Here is a 19,627-nt window from a genome sequence, read left to right as displayed (position 1 = left end):
GACGCTCAGGTCGCCAGCACCCGCGTCGATGGAAAAGTCACCTCGACCAGCGTGCCTTCGCCGGGCGTCGAGTTGATGGCGAAGCGGGCGCGGTTGGCCTCCACCATCGCCTTGGTGAGCGGCAGGCCGAGGCCGGTGCCGTCGCCGCGCGACCGTTTCAGCGCGTTGATCTGCTTGAACGGTTTCAGCGCCTGCTCGATCTCGGCCTGGGTCATGCCGATGCCGGTGTCGCGCACGCGCATCACCACGTCGCCCGACGGCTCGTAGGCGGTCGAGACGATGACCTGGCCGCCGGCCTGGGTGTAGCGCACGGCGTTCGACAAGAGGTTGAGCGCGATCTGCCGGACGCTGCGCGAATCGGCGACCACATCCGGCAGGCGCGAGGCGAAGCTGGAGCGGATGATCACGCGCTCGCGGTTGGCCTGCGGCTGCATCATCGCCACCGTCTGCGCCAGCGCCTCGTTGAGCGACACCGCCTCGTGCGCCATCTCCTGCTGGCCGGCCTCGATCTTGGAGATGTCGAGCAGATCGTTCACAAGGTCGAGCACATGGTTGCCCGAGCGGTTGATGTCGATCAGGTAGTCGCGGTAGCGGTCGTTGCCGATGGCGCCGAAGCGCTCGTCGATCATCAGCTCGGAGAAGCCGATGATGGCGTTGAGCGGCGTGCGGATCTCGTGGCTGATGCGCGCCAGGAAGTCGGATTTCTGCGACGACGCCCGCTCGGCCAGCGAGCGTGCCTGCGTGAGTTCCTCCTCGGCGCGCTTCCACTGCGTGATGTCGCGCACGACCGCGCAGTAGCCGCTGTCGCCGGGCAGCTTGCCGATGGTCATGAACAGCGGGATGAAGCGGCCCTGCGCCTCCCGCCCGATCACCTCGCGGCCGTCGTTGAGCACGCTGGCGACGCCGTGGTCTGACAGTCCGGCGAGATAGTCGCGCGCCGCCCTCTGGCTTTCGATGGCGAACAGCGACACGAAGGCTTTCCCGCTGATCTCGTCCGAATCGATCCCGAACAGCGCCTCGGCCGGGCGGCTGATCGAACGGATCGCACCTTCGTTGGTGATCAGGATCACGCCGTCGGTCGCGGTGTCGATGATCGCCCGCATCTCGGCGACGCGCGCCCTCAGCATCTCCACATTGGGGGTGTCGGTCGCGGCGGCGGCCTCTTCCATCTCGCCCGTCCGCCGCACCACCAGCATCAGCGCCCGCCCGCCGCTCCAGGGAACGGAGCGCAGCAGCGCCTCGATCGGGAACACCGTGCCGTCGGCCGTCTTCAGCCGCAACGCCCGGTCAACGTCGTCCTGCGCCTCTTCCCCGTAGGGATCGACGAACAGGGCGTCCAGCCCGCCCGCTTCCGTCAGCGCTTCCAGCGAGGCAAAGCCGGTCAGCGTCAAAAACTCGTCATTGGCGTAGTGCAGCGCATCGCCGGAATGGATGAGCAGCGGCACCGGCAGGCGCGACAGGATCGGCGTGTCCTGCAGCGGTGCACCGGCGGCGACCGACGGGCCGAGGCCGTTGGTCTTTAGTTCCGCGATCGCCGCGCGCGCCGCCGCGACCGGCGTCACGCCGGCCGGTTCGGTCTTCTCCTGCACCTCGATCGTCAAGTCGGGCTCGGTGCGCGTCGTCTCCGGCTCGGTACTGGTCGCAGCCGCCTGCGTCTCCTCCGCCGATACCGGGGCCGGCCCACCGTCGCCGGCGGCGGGTGAGATCGTATCCGCCGCCGGTTGCGCCGGTTCGGTCTGGAAAGCCGGTTCGACGGCCGGCTGCGGCGACTCCGCGGCCGCCGGACCGTCGCCCGGTTCGACCGAGATCGTGTGGATCTCGGCATCCCGCTGCGGGTCGGCATCCCGCATGGTCAGGTCCGCCGTCGCGGCGGCGTGGATTGGTCCGCCTTCGCTGCGGTCGGGCGACGAAACCGGCGCTTCGGTCGGTGCCGGTTGCAGCTCCAGTCCGGGAGCGATGGCGTCGGCATGCTCCCCGTCCTCCGTTGCCACGGCGGCGTGCAAGCCGGTCTCCCCGGAAGGCCGGTCGGTGCCGGCCTCGGCCGCGCCCGGTGCCGGCAGGATGGTCGGCTCGGCCGCTTCGGCACCGTCCTCGTCCATAGACGTGACGGCGCCGCCGCCGCTGGCGGACGCATCCGCGCCGTCCGCTTCCGGCTCCGGCTCGATCTCACTTGCGTCGAAGGCCGGGTCTGCATCGCCTTCGTGCGGGGCCTCGCCGTGCGGCGCCTCGGCAGCCTCGGTCCCGCTGGCCGCCTTCGCCTCGTCACCGTTCTCCAGCCCGCCCGCCTTGCGCAGCTTCTCGCCGATCTCGCGGAAGGCGCTGCGTTCGACCGTCGACAGGCTCCTTTCGCCGGCGGGCGGCCTGTGTTCGGCCAGCCGGATGATCTTGTCCGACGAGCGACGGTCCGGCTTGGGCACGATCGTGAGCGCGGGAACCTCGCCGCGGAACGGGTCCGCGGCCTCTTCTTCCGCGCCCGGCTCTGCCGCCGACGGCTCCTCGGCATCGTGTTCCGCCGGCGCGGCACCGGCGTCAAGCGCCTCGGCGTCGGACGCCGCCGTCTCGGTCCTGCTCTCGTCGGCAACCATGTCGGCGACGCGGGCGATGCCGAAGCCGCGAAAGCCTTCGAAGCTGCGGTCGCGCGAATACACCGGCAGCGCCGCCAGATCGACGGGTAGCCGCAACTCCGCTCCGGCGACCGGCCACTGGATCGAACGGCCCGACCAGGTGTCGCGGCGTTCCAGCAGTCCGGCGATCTCGCGGTCGGGATCGATCCCCAGCGTGGCGGAAACGTCGGCGAAGGAGCGCCCGATCACCGCGTCGGCGGCCATGCCGACTGCGGCGAGGAACTCGGCGGAGACGGCGCTGAAGCGGCCGGCCGCATCGGTCTTCCAGGCGAAGCGGATGGGTGGCGCCGTCCGGTCGATGACCCGCGCTGGTGGGGGCGGACCCTCGGCGGCGGCGGCTTCCGTGCTGTCGGCCTCCGTCCCTGTGTCGCCCGCCTCGGCCGCGGCAGCCCCGCTCTCCACCGATTCTTCGGCTTCGTCCGTTTCTTCGGTCTCGGCCGCTGCCGCTGCCAAGGCTGTCTCGTCGGCCGGCGCGGCTTCGCCGGGTACCGTCCCGCTTGCGGGCGTCTCGGCCGGCGTTTCCCCGAAGGACGCTGCCGGCTCCGCCTCGTCCGCTTCCATCTCGTCCGGTTCCGCGTCGGGGGTCGCCGGCGCCGCGGCGGCCGCTCCGTCATCCGGATCGTCGGTGCCGCCGTGCGCGGGCAAAGCCGTCGGCCCGGCTTCGTCCGCCGGCTGCGCGAACACCTCAAGCGGCTCGGCGGCAGGCTCGACCTGCTGTGTCGAAGTGGGCGCGCCGGCGCCGGTTTCCGTGATGTCGACCGTCGGCTGGTGATCGGTCGGCCCGTCGCGGGCGACCTCCGGCGCGCCGGCGTCGGCCGCCTGTGCTTCCGCCACCACCACCAGCAGGTGCCGCGCCGGCCTGTCGCCGAGCCGCGCGATGCCGGCCGGCAGGCCGCCGGCGCCGGCGGGGATGATCTTCTTGACCAGCCGGTCGGCTTCGCCGGCAACCTCGGCCACCAGCCCGGCGAGCACGGGCGGGGCGATGTCGAGCGCCGCAAAACCCTGCGAGGCGGCCTCCACCGACCCCGCCTCGTCGAGGACCGCGGCAAGGTGGCCCGGATTGGTGAAGCCGCTGATCGCCTGCTCGGCCGCCGCCTTTGCGGACCGCTCGGCGGGTTCGCGCATCGCCAGCATGATCGCCGCCTCGCCGTCGGGCAGGGTGACGGCGCTGGCCGAGAACATCACCGCCGCTCCGCCGGCCAGGCGGACGGCGACCGTGCGGTCCCGTCCGATCCCGGGATAGCCTCGGGTCGCCATGATCTGCCGCCTGGCGGCGAAGGAGAGGCCGCTGTCGGCGCCGACGATCGCCTCGATGTCGGCATGGCCGAACAGCGCCGCTCCGGGTCCGTTGGCCCACAGCAGTTCGGCGAGGTCGGTCGACAGGATGACGACGGCGTCGCCGGCGGCGAACCGCTCGCGCACCGGCTCGAGCACGGCGACGTCGATGAACGAATAGGCGGTCGATGGCATACTGGCCCGCTGTCCCCACGGAGTCCCTGAGGGTTAACGCATCGTTAATAAAAGTTGGGCGCTTTCGCGTCCACCGGGTGACTGACTAGACGCCGAATTTCTCGGCGTTTGGTTAATCCGGCCGAGATATGGTGCGGCGCACAATAATGTTGCAATGCAGCAAAGATTGCGCTATATGGAGGCTACGCATGAACGAGACGGCGCCCACGCCCGTCCACCGAAAAGGATGGAAAATGTCCAAGACCGCTACCAAACCTGCCGATTTCACCGAGACCGTTGAATTCCCGACCTTCGACGCTTCCAAGGCCACCGACCAGTTCCGCGCCTTCGCCGAGAAGGGCGTCGAGCAGTCGAAGGAAGTCTACGCCAAGCTGAAGACGGGCGCCGAGAGCACCCAGAAGGCCGTCGAGACCACGTTCGAATCCGCCAAGGCTGCCGGCGGCGATCTGTCGCTGAAGACGATCGCGGCCCTGCGCGCCAATGCCGAGCTCGGCTTCTCCCATCTCGAGGCGCTGGTCGGCGCCAAGTCGCTGTCCGAGCTGATCGAGCTGCAGACCGCTTTCGTGCGCAAGAGCGTCGAGACCGGCGTCGCCCAGGCGAAGGATCTGCAGGCCGCCTCCACCAAGGCCGCCGAGGACGTCGCCAAGCCGCTGAAGGACGTCTTCGAGAAGACGTTCAAGGATATCAAGGTCGCCTGACACCGGCGACCCACCACTCCCCGCGGGACAGTTCCTCCTCCCTCTGTCCCGTGGGATATGCCGCCAGCACCTCCTCCCGCTGGCGCGACATAGGAAAAGGCCGGCACCTCCTCCCGCCGGCCTTTTTCTTTTGCGGCTTGAAATGCTGCGCGTTTGCTCTTATTCACACCTCGCGAGCGGCGCCCGGTGCGGTGCCGCGGGCCTGTCCAGGCAGCCTGTGCGGTTGTAGCTCAGCTGGTTAGAGCGCCGGATTGTGGATCCGGAGGTCGCTGGTTCGATCCCAGCCAACCGTACCATTTCCAAGACATTTTTGACTTGGCCGGCTAACGCCGAAAGCCCGCTTTCGCCGTGGTCGATGTCGCATCTGCTGCTGCCGGCGTTCGGATGATCGGGTGGTTTCCGCGTTGTCTGGCTCGCGTCACGTCTGCTTGGAGATGGCGCGTTTTGTCTGGCGATACCGTTGCTGCCCCTTGCCCGTTTCGAGGAAGTGGTTAGTTTCTGCACATGACCAAGCACGAGCGCATCTTCCAGGGCGTGCCAATCGGTGTAGGGTCCTATACCGCGTTGGAGGCTGCGCGCCTGTTGCGCACCTCGCCGGGGAGCGTCAACCGCTGGCTCAGCGGCTACACCTATCGGAGAGAGGGTCAAGAGCGGCGCATGCCGCCCCTCTGGCGACCGCAGATCACCCGCCCCGACGAGCACCTCGAGATCGGCTTCCGCGATCTGATCGAACTGCGATTCGTGAAGGCGTTTCTCGACGAGGGCATTGGGCTGCTCGCCGTGCGCAACTGCCTTGAGTATGCGCGGACCTATGTAGATGACGAACGGCCGTTCTCGACGCAGCGCTTCCGGACGGACGGTCGCACCATCTTTCTCGAAAGCGTCGAACACTCGGGCGAAAGCCGTATGCTCGACCTGAAGAAACGGCAATATGTGTTCCGGGATGTGATCATACGCACGTTCCGCGATCTGGATATCGAGGCGGACGCGGTCGTGCGCTGGCGGCCGTACAATGGGAAGCAATCGATCGTCATCGACCCGCAGCGCGCGTTCGGCCAGCCGATCGCATCGAAGTATGGCGTGCCGACGGTGGCGCTTGCCCAGGCGGTAGGGGCTGAGGGATCGGTGGAGGATGTCGCGCGACTGTTCGATGTACCCGCCTCAGTTGTTCGTGACGCGGTGCGCTTCGAAGAAAGTCTGAAGAGTGCCGCTTGAAGGTGCTCGTTGACGAGAACCTTCCGCCTGCACTCGCACGAGCACTGGATGCGCTGTTTTCTGGCAAGCATGAGGTCATCCATATACGCGCCCGTTTCGGTCCAGGCGTGAAGGATGTCGACTGGATCGGGGAACTGAGCGCGGAAGGCCAGTGGATCGTCATCTCCGGCGATCGCCGCATCACCAGGAATCAAGCGGAATATGTGGCCTTTCAAAACTCCAACCTGGTTGGCTTCTTCCTCTCCGCCGGGCTCTATAAATCACCGCTCATTAAACAGATGGAGCGGCTGATGGCGCTCTGGCCCACCATCGAGCAACAAGCAAGCATCGTCGCCGGCGGTGCCATGTTCGAACTGCCGATGAAGAGTTCGCGAATCCGTCAGCTGCGCCTCTAAGCTGCGTCGCTGGCAGCGGCGCGCCCAAGGAGACGCCGCCGGATTGCCGTTCGTTGGCAGACCCTCGGCCTACCGCTTGGCGGCATCGCTGTCGAACTTGCTCCGCTCCAGAAACTGTTCCGCGGTTTTGGGCAGGTTGTTTTTAAGCCATTCCGCCATCGCCTCTTCCTCGCGCAAATTCTGCTCGCAGACACGGGCGATCTCGGCCTCGCCCAGTGCATTGGCCGCCGAAACGAGGATCGTGTAGGACGCGATCTCCATATGCTCGAAGGTGTAGCCGGCGAGGGAACCCTTCATCACCTCGTCGCCGGCGAACACGCCGCTCAGCGACTGGCCCATGGCCATCAGCTTGCCGCCCGCGTCCTTCATCGTGGATGTGCCCTCGCCCAGCGCATCGAGGCAGCGCCTGAGGCGCGAGGCCTGTTGCTTGGTTTCCTCCACATGCAGGCGGATCCGCTCGCTGAGCTCCGGATAGTTCTCCAGCCGGCTCAGTTCCCCGTTCAGCATCGTCTCGGCCTGCTCCTCCATGGCATGGGCGTCCCGCAGCCATTGGATGAGCCATTCCCGTGCATCCGACATCGTCTTCTCCTTGAACTGTCCAGTGCGGCGAACCTTCGGGTCAGGGAATTGTTCCTTCGCCTGCGCGGCCGAGGGCCATCCCGCAGCTGCGCAGAAGCGTCTTCAAGGGCATGGCCGATCGCAGCCGCGGGTCCGCCGGCAGCGGCGACGCCGTGCCAAGGTTGTCCGTTCCGCCCGCTTCTGGCAGGATTGCCGCAGGCTGCGCGGCGGCGGGGCGGATTTCCCGGCCGATGCGCTGCCGGCAACGGGCTTCGACGATCTTCCTGAGCATGGCCGGCAGCTTCCGGCCGCAACCTGGCGGGCGGCGAGACGGTGAACGGGACTTCGCACAGGACGGCGGATGCGTCGCGGCCCCCGCGCCTCGCAAGCCTTGGCCCGCCGCTGCTGATGGCGACGGTCTATGTCGCGATCGCCGTGATCGTCTACGTCGCCCTCGCCCGGGTCGAGCAGTCCTTCCGGCAGGTCATGGTGTTTATGGCCGACGCCGGCGTTGCCGGCCAGGTCGAGCCGCCGCGGCAGCGTACGGCGCCCGGCAAGGCGGACCGGCTGCCGCGCAAGGATCATGGCGCCGACGAGGGGACGTCATCGACGCGTCCATAGGGACAAGGCGCCAGGCGCCACCTGAGCCGGCCTCAGAACAGCGAACCCTGTCCGCCCGGCGCCGCCTTCTTGTCGGCCGGCTTGCCCCGCGCAGGCCTGGCGGCCTCTCCGGACGTCGCCACCGCATGCGCCTCGCCGTCGGCGAAGCGCAGCGACAGCGGCGCGCCGGCCGAGACGTCGGCGGCCCGCTTGATCACGCCGCCGTCCTGCCCCAGCACCAGCGCATACCCCCGCTCGAGGATCGCCTGGTCGGACAGTTTCAGCGTCGCCAGCAGCCGGTCGGCCTGGCCGAGCCGCGCCCGGACGCGTTCCAGCCGCAGCGCCATCGCCTTGTCGTGGCGGCCGGCGAGGGCGCCGAGCGCCTGCCGCGCCAGCCCGTTGCGGCGCTGCAGCGGCGCCGGCGTCACCCTTGCCGCGCAGCGCGAATAGTCTATCCGCCTTTGCCGGATGCCGGCCCGGAACGCCGTCAGCGCGCGCACGAAATCGCGCTCCAGGTGCCGGCGGGTCTCGCCGATCTGTCTGGCCAGCGTCGCCGGCGCCAGCCGCACGGCGCCGAGCCTGGCTCGCTTGCGCTCCACGCCCACCACCAGCGCCCGCTGCAGCCGGCTGGTCGCCTCGTCGAAATGCCGCCTCGGCAGCGCCAGCAGCTGGTCGGGCGAGGGCAGGGCGCGCGCCGCCGCCCTCAGCGCCGTGCGCTTGCGGTCGCCGGAGCGGCCGATGCAGCCGCGCAGCCGGGCGCCCAGATTGGCGAGCCGCGCCTCCAGCTCGGCGCGCACCGGCACGGCGATCTCCGCCGCACCCGTCGGCGTCGGCGCACGCACGTCCGCGGCATGATCGACCAGCGTCCAGTCGGTCTCGTGGCCGACCGCCGAGACCACCGGCAGGTCCGACGCCGCCACGGCGCGCGCCAGGGCTTCGTCGTTGAAGCCCCAGAGGTCTTCGAGGCTGCCGCCGCCGCGTGCCACGATAATGAGGTCCGGCCGCGGGATCGGCCCGCCGGCCGGCAGGGCGTTGAAGCCCTGCACGGCGGCGGTGACCTCCGCCGCGCAGGTGTCGCCCTGCACGCGCACCGGCCACACCACGACCCGCAGCGGGAACCGGTCCTTGATGCGGTGCACGATGTCGCGGATGACGGCGCCGGTCGGCGAGGTGACGACGCCGATGACGCCGGGCATGTAGGGCAGCCGGCGCTTGCGCGCCGCGTCGAACAGGCCTTCCGCCGCCAGCCGCCGCTTGCGCTCCTCCAAGAGCGCCATCAGCGCGCCGGCGCCGGCCGGCTCCAGGCTGTCGATGACGATCTGGTAGTTGGATTTGCCGGGATAGGTGGTGAGCCGCCCCGTCGCGATCACCTCCATGCCCTCCTCGGGACGGAACTTCAGCCGCGCCATGGCGGTGCGCCAGATGACGGCGTCGAGCCGCGCCCGGTCGTCCTTCAGGCAGAAATAGGCATGCCCGGACGAATGCGGCCCGCGATAGCCGGAGATCTCGCCGCGCACGCGCACATGGCCGAAGGCGTCCTCGACGGTCCGCTTCAGCGCGTTGGAGAGCTCGCTGACCGTGAATTCGGCGGCGTTCGTCTTCGATTCGCTCAACAGGTCTTCCATGCGCCGATTGACCCGCTTTCGGGGGGCGGGGTCAAGGGCGGCGGCACGGCGCGTCTCCCCGTCGCGTCCTGCCGCCGTTTGGTCTAAAACTGTCCGGTTCGGGCGGAGTGAAGGAAAGATCGTGTCGGGCATGGCCGCATCGCTGCGCAACCTCGCCGCCGCCTATGTGCAGGCCGGCGTCGACGACGCCGGCGGCAGGCGCCGGCGCGGCCGCGAGATCGTCAACTTCGTCAGCCTCGCCACGGTCATCTCCAACACCGGCTTCGCCGTCCTGTTCGCGCTGCTCGACTTCCGGAACTTTCTGCCCTTCGTCGCGGCGCTGCTGGTCTTCTCGCTGGTGTGGCTCGCCACGCCGCTGATGCACCGCTTCGGCGAGTTCGCCGCCGGCACCTATCTGTGGGCGACCGCCATGGTCGGCGACGCCGCCTATGCCTGGATCGCCGGCACCGAATCCGGCTTCCAGTATTTCCTGCTCGCCGGCCCGTCGACCATCGTCATGGTGCTCGGCTCGCGGCGGCTGAAGCTGGTCGCCTTCTATTTTCTCGTCATGCTTGCCGCCTTCGCGCTGATCGAGCTGACCTTCCCGGAAAAATCCCGGCTGATCGTCATGTCCGAGGCGTTGACCTCGGCCACCTTCCTCCTGTCGGTGTGCATGTCGGCCGCCTTCAACCTGCTTGCGGCGCTCTACACCTTCCGCCGCGCCGAGGAGTACGAGGAAGCCTTCGAGGCCGAGCACGAGCGCTCCGAGCGGCTGCTGCATTCGCTGATGCCGGCCTCGATCGCCGAGCGGCTGAAGCGCCAGCCGGACGAGGTGATCGCCGACGACCTGCCGGCCGTGACCATCCTGTTCGCCGACATCGTCGGCTTCACCGCGCGCGCCTCCGCGCTGCCGGCGCGCCGGCTGGTGCGCTTCCTCAACCGCATCTTCCTGGAGTTCGACCGGCTTGCCGAGGCGCACGGGCTGGAGAAGATCAAGACCATCGGCGACGCCTACATGGTCGCCGGCGGCATGCCCGAGCCGCGTGCCGACCATGCCGGCGCGGTCGCCGACATGGCCCTCGACATGCTCGCCGTGATGAAGAAGCTCTCCGACGAGTTCGGCGAGGAGGTCGCGGTGCGCATCGGCATCCACAGCGGCCCGGCGGTCGCCGGCGTCATCGGCGAGCGAAAGCAGTTCTACGACGTCTGGGGGGATACGGTGAACGTCGCCGCGCGCATGGAGGCGCATGGCGAGCCGGGCTGGATCCAGGTGTCGCCGCAGGCGAGATACGCCATCGGCGACGCCTATCGCTTCGCCGAGCGCGGCCTCGTCGAGGTCAAGGGCAAGGGGCCGATGCAGCTTTCCTTCCTCACCGGCCGGGCAGCCGGCGCCACGCCCGCCGCCGGCGGCCGGGCTGCATTGGCGGTGTGACATCTCGGGACCGATCGCGGTCCGGACGTCTTGCCACGGCGCCCTCTCCAGCCTGGGTTCCTCGCCCCCACGAAGTGGGGGAGAGGTGGCGAGCCCGTAGGGCGAGACGGAGAGGGGGTTCTGTCGCTGACCTGTGATCAGTGATCAGACGCTGGGATCGATACGGCAGGTTGGCGTTGCAGGCACGACCTCCCTCATCCGGGGGTGCGAGCCCGCAGAGCGCGGAATGAAAAAAACCGGCGAAGGAAGAGCTCGAAGGACGCACCGGGGAACCCGGCGCTCCAGCCCCTCACCATCCCCCCGGCAGCATGTTGCTCGGCTTCAGCCGCTTGGCGCGGGCGAAGGCAAGCGCGGCGAAGTCGAACGAGCCGCCTTCCTCGATCGCCGGCACCGAGATGTTGTCGAGGCTTTCGCTGATGTGGCGCACCAGCGCGTCGACCAGGTCGGGGCGCATGGTGTGGCCGCGCATGATGCCGATCTTGCAGTCGGGCAGGGCGCCGAAACCGTCGGCCTCGCCGAGCACGCGCATGCCGGGCCTCAGCGCGCATTCCGGCAGCACCGAGACGGCCAGTCCCGACAGCACGGCGGCGGCGACCACGGTCGCCGAGAAGCTGGTGAACTGCACCTTGTACTCGCGGCCCATGCGGTCGAGCACGTCGCAGGCGGCGCGTCGCCACACGCAGGTCGGCCGGCCGAAGGCCATCGGCAGCACCTCCTGCTCCTGGGTGGCGTGGTTGGCCGAGCTCACCCACAGCAGCGGCTCGCGCCGCACCACCTCCGACTGGCCGCGCTCCTCGCTGTGGGTCACCAGCGCCAGATCGAGATTGCCGCGCTTGATGTGCTCGGCCAGCCCCGGCGTCGGCTCGCAGATGACGGTGATCTCGACCTTGGGGTTGGAGCGGGTGAAGCGCGCCATGATCTCCGGCAGGAAGCGGTCGGCATAATCGTCGGGAGTACCGATCCGGATCGTCCCCTCCAGCCGCGCGTCGTCGAAGGCCGAAAGCGTCTCGCGGTTGAGATGGATCAGCCGGCGCGCATAGCCCAGCAGCTTCTCGCCTTCCTCCGTCAGCCTGTTGAGGCGGCCCTCCTTCTCGAACAGCGGCTTGCCGATCCGTTCCTCCAGCCGGCGCATCTGCATGGACACCGCCGACTGGGTGCGGTGCACCTCGTCGGCCGCCCTGGTGAAGCTGCCGGTGTCGGCGATCATGATGAAGGTCTGCAGCTGGTCGAGGTCGAGGGGCGCGCTCATCGGGTCAATCCATCACCAATGTTGATCCCAAAGATTAAAAACATTCGTTGGATTAATCAATGTCCCCGTGCGATTGTGACTGTGTCCACGAAAAGCGGCTCGAACCCACCGTGGCGGAAGACGGATTCCGCCCGAACGATCGCGCGTGGGCCGATTGAAGGAGACCTGACATGACGGCCCTCGACCTCGCCACCGACACCACGCGCGCCGCCGGGCGCACGACTCTCCTGGCGCGCGGCCTCAACACCGTCTCGAAATTCGTCCGCGCCTGGCGAAACCGGCGCGCCTTTTACCGCCTCAGCGACATGACCGATTCCGAGCTCAGGGACATCGGCCTGACCCGCGCCGACCTGCATGTCGCGGTCACCTCGCCATTCGGCCTCGATCCGACGACCAGGCTGCGCGCCATCGTCGACGCGCGGGCCGAGGAGGCCTGAGCCGGACGCTTTTTGCAGGCGCTCCCAACCCTCCGGCTCCCCCTGCCGGTAGCCTGCACTCCTGCCCGGTCCTCCAGGACCGGGCATTTTTTATGGCTCGATCAATCCTGGGGTGAATCGCCCGCCGTTCTTTACGCGGTGTATCCATTCACCTATGTACGGCTACACAGGCTGATATAGCGAGACCGGGCCTTGGCTTTCCATATCAAGAATCCGCAAACCGAAGCGCTGGCTCGGAAGGTGGCCGGACTGAAGGGCGTCGGATTGACGGAGGCCGTCCATACGGCTCTCGCTCATGAACTCGAGCGCGAGCAGGCGAAACCGTCCCTGGTCGAGGTCGGCGTCGAGTTTTGCCGGCAGCTCCGCGCCAAGGGGAGGCCGGACCGCGGCCAGCCGGCCGACAAGGCGTTCCGCGACAGTCTCTATGAGGATGGATGATGTTCATCGATGCCTCGGCGCTGACGGCGTTGCTGACCGATGAGGATGATGCGCGCGAACTGCTGGCGCGCATGCAGCGGAGCAGGAAACGCCTGACCTCGCCGCTCGCCGTCTGGGAAGCGGCGATCGCCGTTGCCAGGGTGCTGGACCTGCCGATGAAGGAAGCGGCGGATGCCGTCTCCGACTATCTCGCACTCGTCGAGATCGAGATGGTCGCCGTGCCGCCCGCGGCCGCGCCGCTCGCGCTCGATGCATTCGACCGATACGGCAAGGGCCGGCATCCGGCGCGGCTCAATTTCGGCGACTGCTTTGCCTATGCCTGTGCCCGGCACTACGGCCAGCCGCTGATGTACAAGGGCGTCGACTTTCCGCAGACCGACATCGAGGCCGCCTGATGGCGCGCCGGCGATTGGTCGTCGGAATGGCCGACCTGCTGTCTGATCGCTACCGGTACCGGTCCATCCCCTTCGTGAACTGCTCGAAGATCGACTCCACGCCTTTCTGGTAGTCGTCGCGCTGCTTTGCGCCGGTGTCGAACATGTCGCCGAACAGGTCGTCATAAGGGTTGCGCTGGCGGCCGCTCGGGTTGGCGCGCTGCTCGGGAGCGCGCTGCCGCGGCGCCGGCTGCGGTTCCGGCTCCGCCTGCGGCATCTGCTGCGCCTGGCCGCCGCGCATCATCTCCTCGAGGATTTTTCCCCAGGGATTGTCGCCGAACGGCCCTGGCGCCTGCTGCGGCTGCGGCGGAGCCTGGCGCGGCCGCGACGGCGGCTGCTGCGGCTGCGACGGCGCCTGCCCGGCGCCGCCGCCGAACATGTCCTGCAAGACCTTGCCGAGCGGGTTGTCGAGCGGGTTCGCCGGTGCCGGCCCGCGCTGCTGCGGCTGCGACGGCACCTGCTGCCCGGCACCGCCGCCGAACATGTCCTGGAGAATCTTGCCGAGCGGGTTGTCCGCCGGGCTCGCGGGGTCCGGCGCCTGCTGCCGCTGCTGCGGCTGGCCGCCGCCCATGCCGCCGCCCTGGCGCATCATCTGCTCGATGATCTCGCCGAGCGGGTTGCCGCCGCCGCCGAAGCCGCCGGCCTGCGCCGCCTGGCCGGTCGACTGCTTGAACAGGCCGCCCATGATCATCGAGGCGATGACCGGCAGCATCTGCTTCAGCACGTCCTGGCCGATGCCGGTCGCCTGCGCCGCCTGGCCCGCCACCGCCCGCGACAGGTCCTTGGAGCCGAACAGATGGCCGAGGATGCCGTTGCCCTCGGCCACGCCCTGCGGCGAGAAGGCGTTCTGCGCGTCCTCGAAATATTTGGCGTGCTGGCCGCTCGCCAGCGCTGTCATGAAGCCGGCGACTCCATAGGGGTCGGCGGTGTTGCGCTTGAGCCCCTGGCTGAAGGCCGGCATAAGCGCCTCGACCGCCGATTGCGCCTGCTGCTGCGACAGCCCGAACTGGCGGGCGAGCTGGTCCATGCCCTGGCCGTTCTGGGCCATCATGTCGAACAAGGTGGGCATCTCGATCCTCCTGAAGCGCCGTTTTGGCGCCTCAGGCTACTCCAACTCGGGCGAGCGGACCACAGGCATGTGACGCAAGGTCATGCCGTGGTAAAAAATCCGCGTCAGACGTCGAGCATCGGCATGAAGCCGCCATGGACGCGGCGGCTGTTGTCGTAGGGCTCGGTCTCGGCATACATGCGCGGATCGGCGATGATCTTCTCCCAGCCGGCGTCGCGCGCTTCCTTCGACGGCCATTCGATCCAGGAATAGACCACCTGCTCGTCGCCGCCCGCCTGCACCGCGCTCTTGCAGTCGGTGACCTTGCCGTCCGGCACGTCCTCGCCCCAGGCGTCCACGATCCGCGTGGCGCCATGCTCCATGATGACCGTGGTCAGCTCGGCCGCCAGCTTGCGATAGGCCTCCTTGTTCGCCGCCGGCACGGCGATCAGCGAGCCGTCGACATAACCCGTCGCCCCACCCGCCGTTTCCTCGATGAGGCGGCTGAAGCCGCCGTGGATCAGCCGTCGGCCGTCGAAGGGCATGTCCGCGCCGAGCTGCTTCATGCGCGCATCCTGCCTCATCTTCCGCATCGCCGCGTCGGCGACCGCCTTCGACGGATATTCGTGCCAGGCGAACACGACGGCCTCGCCAGGTCCGGCTTTGACCGAGCGGCGGAAGTCGGTGACCTCGCCGTCGGGCACATCGTCGCCCCAGCCCTCGACCACGCGGGTCGCGCCGAACTCCCTGGCGATCGCCGCCGCAGCCCCGGCATGCTCGCGATAGGCTTCCTTGTTGGCGGTCGGCACCGCGGCGACGAATCCGTGTATGTAGCTCATTGTCCTCTCCCTGGTTCGGCGGGCAAAGCCCTGACATTGGAGCAGACGACGCAGCCCGCCGAAAAGATTCTCGGCCGCCGAAGAATCTTTTCGCCGATGTCCGACGTCTTTTTCGGGAAACAGGAGAAAGACGATGGCTTACAATTACACGGTCGTCCGCTACAGCGTCGGGGATGCCGGGCTGGAGGACAATCGCGCCCTGATCGCGGGCGTCTTCGAGGAGCTCGCCCGGGCGCGTCCGGATGCGCTGCGCTATCTCGTGCTCGAGCTGGAGGGCGGGGAATTCATCCACCTCGTCGGCACCCCCGACGGCGACGACGCCTCGCCGCTGCCGCGGCTCGCCGCCTTCCGCGCCTTCACCAAGGATCACGCCGACCGCCGCTCCTCGCCGCTCGCCCGGTCGGCGGCGACCGTCCTCGGCGACTACCTTATGCTCGGCGCGCCGCAAAAGGGCGACTAGGCGATGTCTTCCATGCATAGTCGATGCCCGAAGCCTGGAGATTCCTGCCCATGAGCACCGCACAGGGAGCCGGCCGGAGCGGGCTGGAGACGCTGCTGGTCGAGCTCCGCCCGAAGCTGCACCGCTACTGCGCGCGCATGGCCGGCTCGGTCATCGACGGCGAGGACATCGTTCAGGAAACCCTGGTCAAGGCGCTCGCCGCGCTTGACGGCAGCGTCGCGGTCGAACGCCCCGAGCAGTGGCTGTTCCGCATCGCCCACAACGCCGCCCAGGATTTCCTGCGCCGCCGCGCCCGCGAAAGGGCACGCATCACGGAGGCCGACATGACCACGGTCGAGGACGAGTCCGGCCGCGCCGACAGCCGCTACATCGCCCGGCTCGGGCTGAAGACCTTCATGCATCTGTCGGTGCCGCAGCGCAGCGCCGTCATCCTGGTCGACGTGCTGGGCTTGAGCCTGCACGAGGCCTGCGAGGTCACCGGCGCGACGCTCGCCGCCACCAAGGCCGCCCTGCATCGCGGCCGGGCTCAGCTGAAAACGCTCGCCGACGCGCCGGAAGAGGTGGCGCAGCCGGCCCTCGACGCTGAGGATGAGCAGCTATTGCGCCGCTACATCGACCTCTTCAACGCCCGCGACTTCGACGCCGTGCGCGCGCTGGTGGCCGAGGACGTTCGCTGCGAGGTGGTCAACCGCACCCGCATGCGCGGCAAGGCCGAGGTCTCCAACTATTTCGGCAACTACAGCCGCGCCCACGACTGGTCGCTGTCGCCGGGTTTCGTCGACGGCCGTCCCGCGATCCTCGTGCGCGACCCGCGGGACGGCGCCCTGCGCGGCTTCATGCTGCTCGGCTGGCAGGACGGCGCGGTGATCGACATCCGCGACTTCCGCTATGCGCCGTATGTGCTGGCGGATGCGGAGGTGCGGGAGGCCAGCCGATAGGCGCGTTTGCGCTGGGAAAGGCGATCGTTGCCCGCCTCGCCCCTAATACGCATACTCCAAAAACACCGGCTCGATCGAGCCGCCCCAGCGCGAGTGGTAGGCCTGCAGCATCTCCTCGGCGCTGGTGGTGCCGCGCGCCACCACCTCGTCGAGGGTGGACAGGAACGTCGTCTCGTCATAGCCGTCGCGGTTCTTGCGGGCGCGCGCCTTGAGGCCGTCGCGGGCGATGGTCAGCACCTCGCGGCCGATGTCGCGCAGGCTCGTCCCGCGGAACTCCGCCGCGATCCCCTCGGCCGGCACGGCGGCGCGCAAGGCCCGCACCTCCTCGTAGGTCCAGTCGGCGGTCAGCGTCTCCGCCGCGTCCAGCGCCGCCCCGTCATAGAGCAGCCCGACCCAGAAGGCCGGCAGCGCGCAGATGCGCCGCCACGGGCCGCCGTCGGCGCCGCGCATTTCCAGAAAACGCTTCAGCCGGACGTCGGGGAACAGCGTGGAGAGATGGTTCGCCCAGTCGCCCATGGTCGGCAGGCCGTCGGGGATGGAATTGTGCGCGACCCCTTCCATGAACTGTCGGAAGGTGAGATGCGTCATGTCGTGGTAGCGGCCGTCGCGGATGACGAAATACATCGGCACGTCGAGCGCCCAGTCCACATAGTCGGCGAAGCCGAAATTTTCCGAGAAGCAGAAGGGCAGCAGGCCGGAGCGCTGGTTGTCGGTGTCGGTCCAGATCTCGCCGCGCCACGATTGCAGCCCGTTGGGCTCGCCGTCGGTGAAGGGCGAGTTGGCGAATAGCGCGGTGGCCAGCGGCTGCAGCTTCAGGCCGACCTGCATCTTGCGGCGCATGTCGGTCTCGCTCTCGAAGTCGAGATTCACCTGGATGGTGCAGGTGCGGTACATCATGTCGAGACCCTTGGTGCCGACCTTCGGCATGTAGCGGGTCATGATGTCGTAGCGCGACTTCGGCATTTTCGGCGTCTCGGCAAGCCGCCATTTCGGGCTGCCGCCGAGGCCGAGGAAGCGGATGCCGAGCGGCTCGGCGATCTCGCGCACCTGCGCCAGATGCGCGTTGCCCTCGCGGCAGGTCTGGTGGATGGTCTCCAGCGGCGCGCCGGACAGCTCGAACTGGCCGCCCGGCTCCAGGCTGATGGCGCCCTGGCCGGTCGGCTCGACCAGCCCGATCACCCGGCCGTCGTCGAGGATCGGGTCCCAGCCCAGCGTCCGCTGCATGCCTTCCAGCAGGGCGCGGATGCCGCGCTCGCCGCCATAAGGCACCGGCGCGTGGCCGTCGACATAGAAGGGAAACTTCTCGTGCTCGGTGCCGATGCGCCATTTGTCGCGCGGCTTGTTGCCGGCGGCGAGATAGCCGACCAGCTCGCCGACATCCTCGATCGGCCGGGAATCCGTTGTGTCGCGCGCCATTGCCTGCCCCTGGTAACTCGGTGCCGTCCTGATGGACGAGACGAGCCTGCCCGATCAAGCGAAATCTGTTGAGCCTGAGCTTAGCCGATTTGATCATGGGGCGGGGGTGGCGGGCTACCGCGGGCAGGACGACCGCATCTTGGCGGCCGGCGCTCCCTCGCTCGACGGGCTCACGAGGACCAGGTGCCGCATTGAGGGTTCTTCTGCATCGGCTTTGGCTTCCCCGCTTTCGAGGCATGGCTGTCGATTTCGCCAAATCACCGCCACTGGACATTTGCGAAAGAGCCGCGGCAGGCGGCCTTCTCCCCGTTCTTCACCTATCGTGTTCACACATCTTCCATCGTTGGCAGATCGTGTTGATGTGCCGCTGCTTTACGGGTGCTCTTGCGTACTTCGTTCTGCTCCGCTGGGCGTGTCGCTGCCGCCACGGCATGGATCCTATGGTCTGCGCGACGGCCTTCGGCCTGCTCCGCCATAGGATGACGAAAGACGGAATGGTTCGGCTACTCGCCAGCTTCCCGTGAGCCTTTGACGGTGGTGATTAGCCTGCAACATCAAGGCTTTCGTCATCCTAGGGCGGAGCCGGAGCGAAGCGGAGGCGCAGACCCTAGGATCCATGCCGTAACGGTTGTGAACTGCTCCGGCGCGCCGACGGCATCCTACCAGATGTGTGTGAACACGATAGGTTCTTCACGGGGAGAGGATGCCGGCAGGCAGGTGAGGGGCGGCCGGTGACGAGGGCAGCAACTAAGATCATTTGTCGACATGGTCACCTCTCCCGCTCTTGAATTTGCCGCGGCGCGCCGCTACAGGAAGGCCACCAGACCGGGCCCCTCTGGCAGCTCGCACGAGCTGTGATGTCGGACTGGAAGTCCAAACTCGGGGCCCGGTGTTCGTGGAATCCAGCTGACGACCGCATCGATCGAACCTGCTGCGTAGGCATCCGGACATGCCTCGCGGGTCGTTGTGCGTCGCTCTCCACCCATGCCGGCACCCCATTTGAAAAATGGGTGCCAAATGATGGAATATTTTACGCCGGAAGCGATGTCGGCGCTTCTGCAAGTCATCCTGATCGACCTCGTGCTGGCCGGCGACAACGCCATCGTCATCGGCCTCGCCGCCGCCGGCCTGCCGAAGGAGCAGCGCGCCAAGGCCATCTTGATCGGCATCATTGCCGCCACCGTGCTGCGCATCGGCTTCGCCGCCGTCACCACCCAGCTCCTGCAGATCGTCGGCCTGCTGCTCGCCGGCGGCGTGCTGCTCTTGTGGGTGTGCTGGAAGATGTGGCGCGAGCTGCGCACCACCCATGCCGAGGAGATCGAGGGCGCCGAGGCGCTGGAGGGCAAGGACATCAACCGGGACGGCACGGTCGCCGGCGGCGCCCCGCGCAAGACCTTCGCGCAGGCTGCCTGGCAGATCGTCATCGCCGACGTGTCGATGTCGCTCGACAACGTTCTGGCCGTCGCGGGTGCTGCGCGCGACCATCCCTACATCCTGGTGTTCGGCCTCGTCCTGTCCATCGCCCTGATGGGCATCGCCGCCAGCTTCATCGCCCGCATCCTGCAGCGCCACCGCTGGATCGCCTATGTCGGCCTCGCCGTCATCCTCTACGTCTCCGTCGAGATGATCTATCGCGGCGGCATGGAGGTCATGACCGCCGTCAACGGCGTATAAGGCTATCGGGGCATGGCGCCGTCTCGCGGCGCCATGCCTCGGCACTAATCGCTTCGTTCTATGACTTCCCCACTTCGGACGTGATGGATCGCAACCGG

Annotated in this window: 19 protein-coding genes and 1 tRNA gene; 12 read left to right on the top strand and 8 right to left on the bottom strand. The window is 68.2% G+C overall.

Going from position 1 to position 19,627, the window contains the following annotated elements; translation table 11 throughout:
* Positions 1–5: 5 nt before the first annotated feature.
* Positions 6–4,094 (bottom strand): PAS domain S-box protein, encoded by a 4,089-nt coding sequence (locus tag C7I84_RS18050; protein ID WP_106773605.1) that lies wholly within the window; start codon positions 4,092–4,094, stop codon positions 6–8.
* A 233-nt stretch (positions 4,095–4,327) separates the two neighbouring features.
* Here C7I84_RS18050 and C7I84_RS18045 point away from each other — a divergent pair, with 233 nt between their 5' ends.
* From C7I84_RS18045 to C7I84_RS18030, 4 genes are all read left to right on the top strand, one after another.
* The gene (locus tag C7I84_RS18045) at positions 4,328–4,792 is read left to right on the top strand and encodes a phasin (RefSeq protein ID WP_106773604.1); all 465 of its coding nucleotides are present in this window, start codon (positions 4,328–4,330) and stop codon (positions 4,790–4,792) included.
* 219 nt (positions 4,793–5,011) lie between these two features.
* A tRNA-His gene (locus C7I84_RS18040) sits at positions 5,012–5,088 on the top strand.
* Positions 5,089–5,296: 208 nt separating this feature from the next.
* Positions 5,297–6,007: a hypothetical protein gene (locus C7I84_RS18035; RefSeq protein ID WP_207771026.1), complete on the top strand. Its 711-nt coding sequence runs from the start codon at positions 5,297–5,299 to the stop codon at positions 6,005–6,007.
* The gene (locus tag C7I84_RS18030) at positions 6,004–6,402 is read left to right on the top strand and encodes a PIN-like domain-containing protein (protein WP_106773603.1); all 399 of its coding nucleotides are present in this window, start codon (positions 6,004–6,006) and stop codon (positions 6,400–6,402) included. Before C7I84_RS18035 ends, C7I84_RS18030 begins: the two co-directional genes overlap by 4 nt.
* A gap of 69 nt (positions 6,403–6,471) precedes the next feature.
* On the opposite strand, the gene C7I84_RS18025 is transcribed toward C7I84_RS18030, so the two are convergent.
* Together C7I84_RS18025 and C7I84_RS18020 are read right to left on the bottom strand one after the other, a co-directional pair.
* Entirely contained in the window at positions 6,472–6,981 is a 510-nt protein-coding gene (locus tag C7I84_RS18025; protein ID WP_106773602.1) for a YciE/YciF ferroxidase family protein, read from the bottom strand.
* A gap of 40 nt (positions 6,982–7,021) precedes the next feature.
* Positions 7,022–7,252: a hypothetical protein gene (locus C7I84_RS18020; protein ID WP_106773601.1), complete on the bottom strand. Its 231-nt coding sequence runs from the start codon at positions 7,250–7,252 to the stop codon at positions 7,022–7,024.
* A 41-nt stretch (positions 7,253–7,293) separates the two neighbouring features.
* On the opposite strand from C7I84_RS18020, the gene C7I84_RS18015 reads away from it, so the two are divergent.
* Positions 7,294–7,581 carry a hypothetical protein gene (locus C7I84_RS18015; protein ID WP_133170113.1) on the top strand — a complete coding sequence of 96 codons (288 nt, stop codon included), beginning with the start codon at positions 7,294–7,296 and terminating at the stop codon, positions 7,579–7,581.
* A 32-nt stretch (positions 7,582–7,613) separates the two neighbouring features.
* On the opposite strand, the gene xseA is transcribed toward C7I84_RS18015, so the two are convergent.
* Complete coding sequence (gene xseA, locus C7I84_RS18010) at positions 7,614–9,185, bottom strand: exodeoxyribonuclease VII large subunit (RefSeq protein ID WP_106773599.1); 1,572 nt, start codon at positions 9,183–9,185, stop codon at positions 7,614–7,616.
* A 130-nt stretch (positions 9,186–9,315) separates the two neighbouring features.
* Here xseA and C7I84_RS18005 point away from each other — a divergent pair, with 130 nt between their 5' ends.
* Positions 9,316–10,596: an adenylate/guanylate cyclase domain-containing protein gene (locus tag C7I84_RS18005; RefSeq protein WP_120785124.1), complete on the top strand. Its 1,281-nt coding sequence runs from the start codon at positions 9,316–9,318 to the stop codon at positions 10,594–10,596.
* Between the two features lie 289 nt (positions 10,597–10,885).
* On the opposite strand, the gene C7I84_RS18000 is transcribed toward C7I84_RS18005, so the two are convergent.
* Positions 10,886–11,845: a LysR substrate-binding domain-containing protein gene (locus C7I84_RS18000; protein WP_106773597.1), complete on the bottom strand. Its 960-nt coding sequence runs from the start codon at positions 11,843–11,845 to the stop codon at positions 10,886–10,888.
* 170 nt (positions 11,846–12,015) lie between these two features.
* On the opposite strand from C7I84_RS18000, the gene C7I84_RS17995 reads away from it, so the two are divergent.
* From C7I84_RS17995 to C7I84_RS17985, 3 genes are all read left to right on the top strand, one after another.
* Positions 12,016–12,282, top strand: a complete 267-nt coding sequence (locus C7I84_RS17995; RefSeq protein WP_106773596.1) for a DUF1127 domain-containing protein — start codon at positions 12,016–12,018, stop codon at positions 12,280–12,282.
* Positions 12,283–12,474: 192 nt separating this feature from the next.
* Positions 12,475–12,720: a type II toxin-antitoxin system VapB family antitoxin gene (locus C7I84_RS17990; protein WP_106773595.1), complete on the top strand. Its 246-nt coding sequence runs from the start codon at positions 12,475–12,477 to the stop codon at positions 12,718–12,720.
* Positions 12,720–13,115 (top strand): type II toxin-antitoxin system VapC family toxin, encoded by a 396-nt coding sequence (locus C7I84_RS17985; protein WP_106773594.1) that lies wholly within the window; start codon positions 12,720–12,722, stop codon positions 13,113–13,115. Before C7I84_RS17990 ends, C7I84_RS17985 begins: the two co-directional genes overlap by 1 nt.
* A 49-nt stretch (positions 13,116–13,164) precedes the next feature.
* On the opposite strand, the gene C7I84_RS17980 is transcribed toward C7I84_RS17985, so the two are convergent.
* Both C7I84_RS17980 and C7I84_RS17975 read right to left on the bottom strand, forming a co-directional pair.
* A complete protein-coding gene (locus C7I84_RS17980; protein ID WP_106773593.1) occupies positions 13,165–14,223 on the bottom strand; it encodes a DUF937 domain-containing protein in 1,059 nt (352 codons plus the stop codon).
* Between the two features lie 104 nt (positions 14,224–14,327).
* On the bottom strand, positions 14,328–15,041 hold the full coding sequence (locus C7I84_RS17975; RefSeq protein WP_106773592.1) for a DUF1428 domain-containing protein: 714 nt from the start codon (positions 15,039–15,041) through the stop codon (positions 14,328–14,330).
* A 133-nt stretch (positions 15,042–15,174) separates the two neighbouring features.
* Between C7I84_RS17975 and C7I84_RS17970 the strand changes: the two genes are divergently transcribed.
* On the top strand, positions 15,175–15,501 hold the full coding sequence (locus C7I84_RS17970; protein WP_245428488.1) for a hypothetical protein: 327 nt from the start codon (positions 15,175–15,177) through the stop codon (positions 15,499–15,501).
* Positions 15,502–15,551: 50 nt separating this feature from the next.
* A complete protein-coding gene (locus C7I84_RS17965) occupies positions 15,552–16,439 on the top strand; it encodes a sigma-70 family RNA polymerase sigma factor (protein WP_106773591.1) in 888 nt (295 codons plus the stop codon).
* Between the two features lie 42 nt (positions 16,440–16,481).
* Here C7I84_RS17965 and C7I84_RS17960 read toward each other — a convergent pair whose 3' ends face one another.
* A complete protein-coding gene (locus C7I84_RS17960) occupies positions 16,482–17,855 on the bottom strand; it encodes a glutamate--cysteine ligase (protein ID WP_106773590.1) in 1,374 nt (457 codons plus the stop codon).
* A gap of 1,017 nt (positions 17,856–18,872) precedes the next feature.
* Here C7I84_RS17960 and C7I84_RS17955 point away from each other — a divergent pair.
* A complete protein-coding gene (locus C7I84_RS17955; RefSeq protein WP_106773589.1) occupies positions 18,873–19,529 on the top strand; it encodes a TerC family protein in 657 nt (218 codons plus the stop codon).
* Positions 19,530–19,627 lie beyond the last annotated feature (98 nt).

The organism is Kumtagia ephedrae (assembly GCF_003012745.1).
Taxonomy (GTDB): domain Bacteria; phylum Pseudomonadota; class Alphaproteobacteria; order Rhizobiales; family Rhizobiaceae; genus Kumtagia; species Kumtagia ephedrae.
The sequence above is the reverse complement of the archived record's forward strand: the minus strand, read 5'-3'. Positions and strand labels throughout refer to the sequence as shown.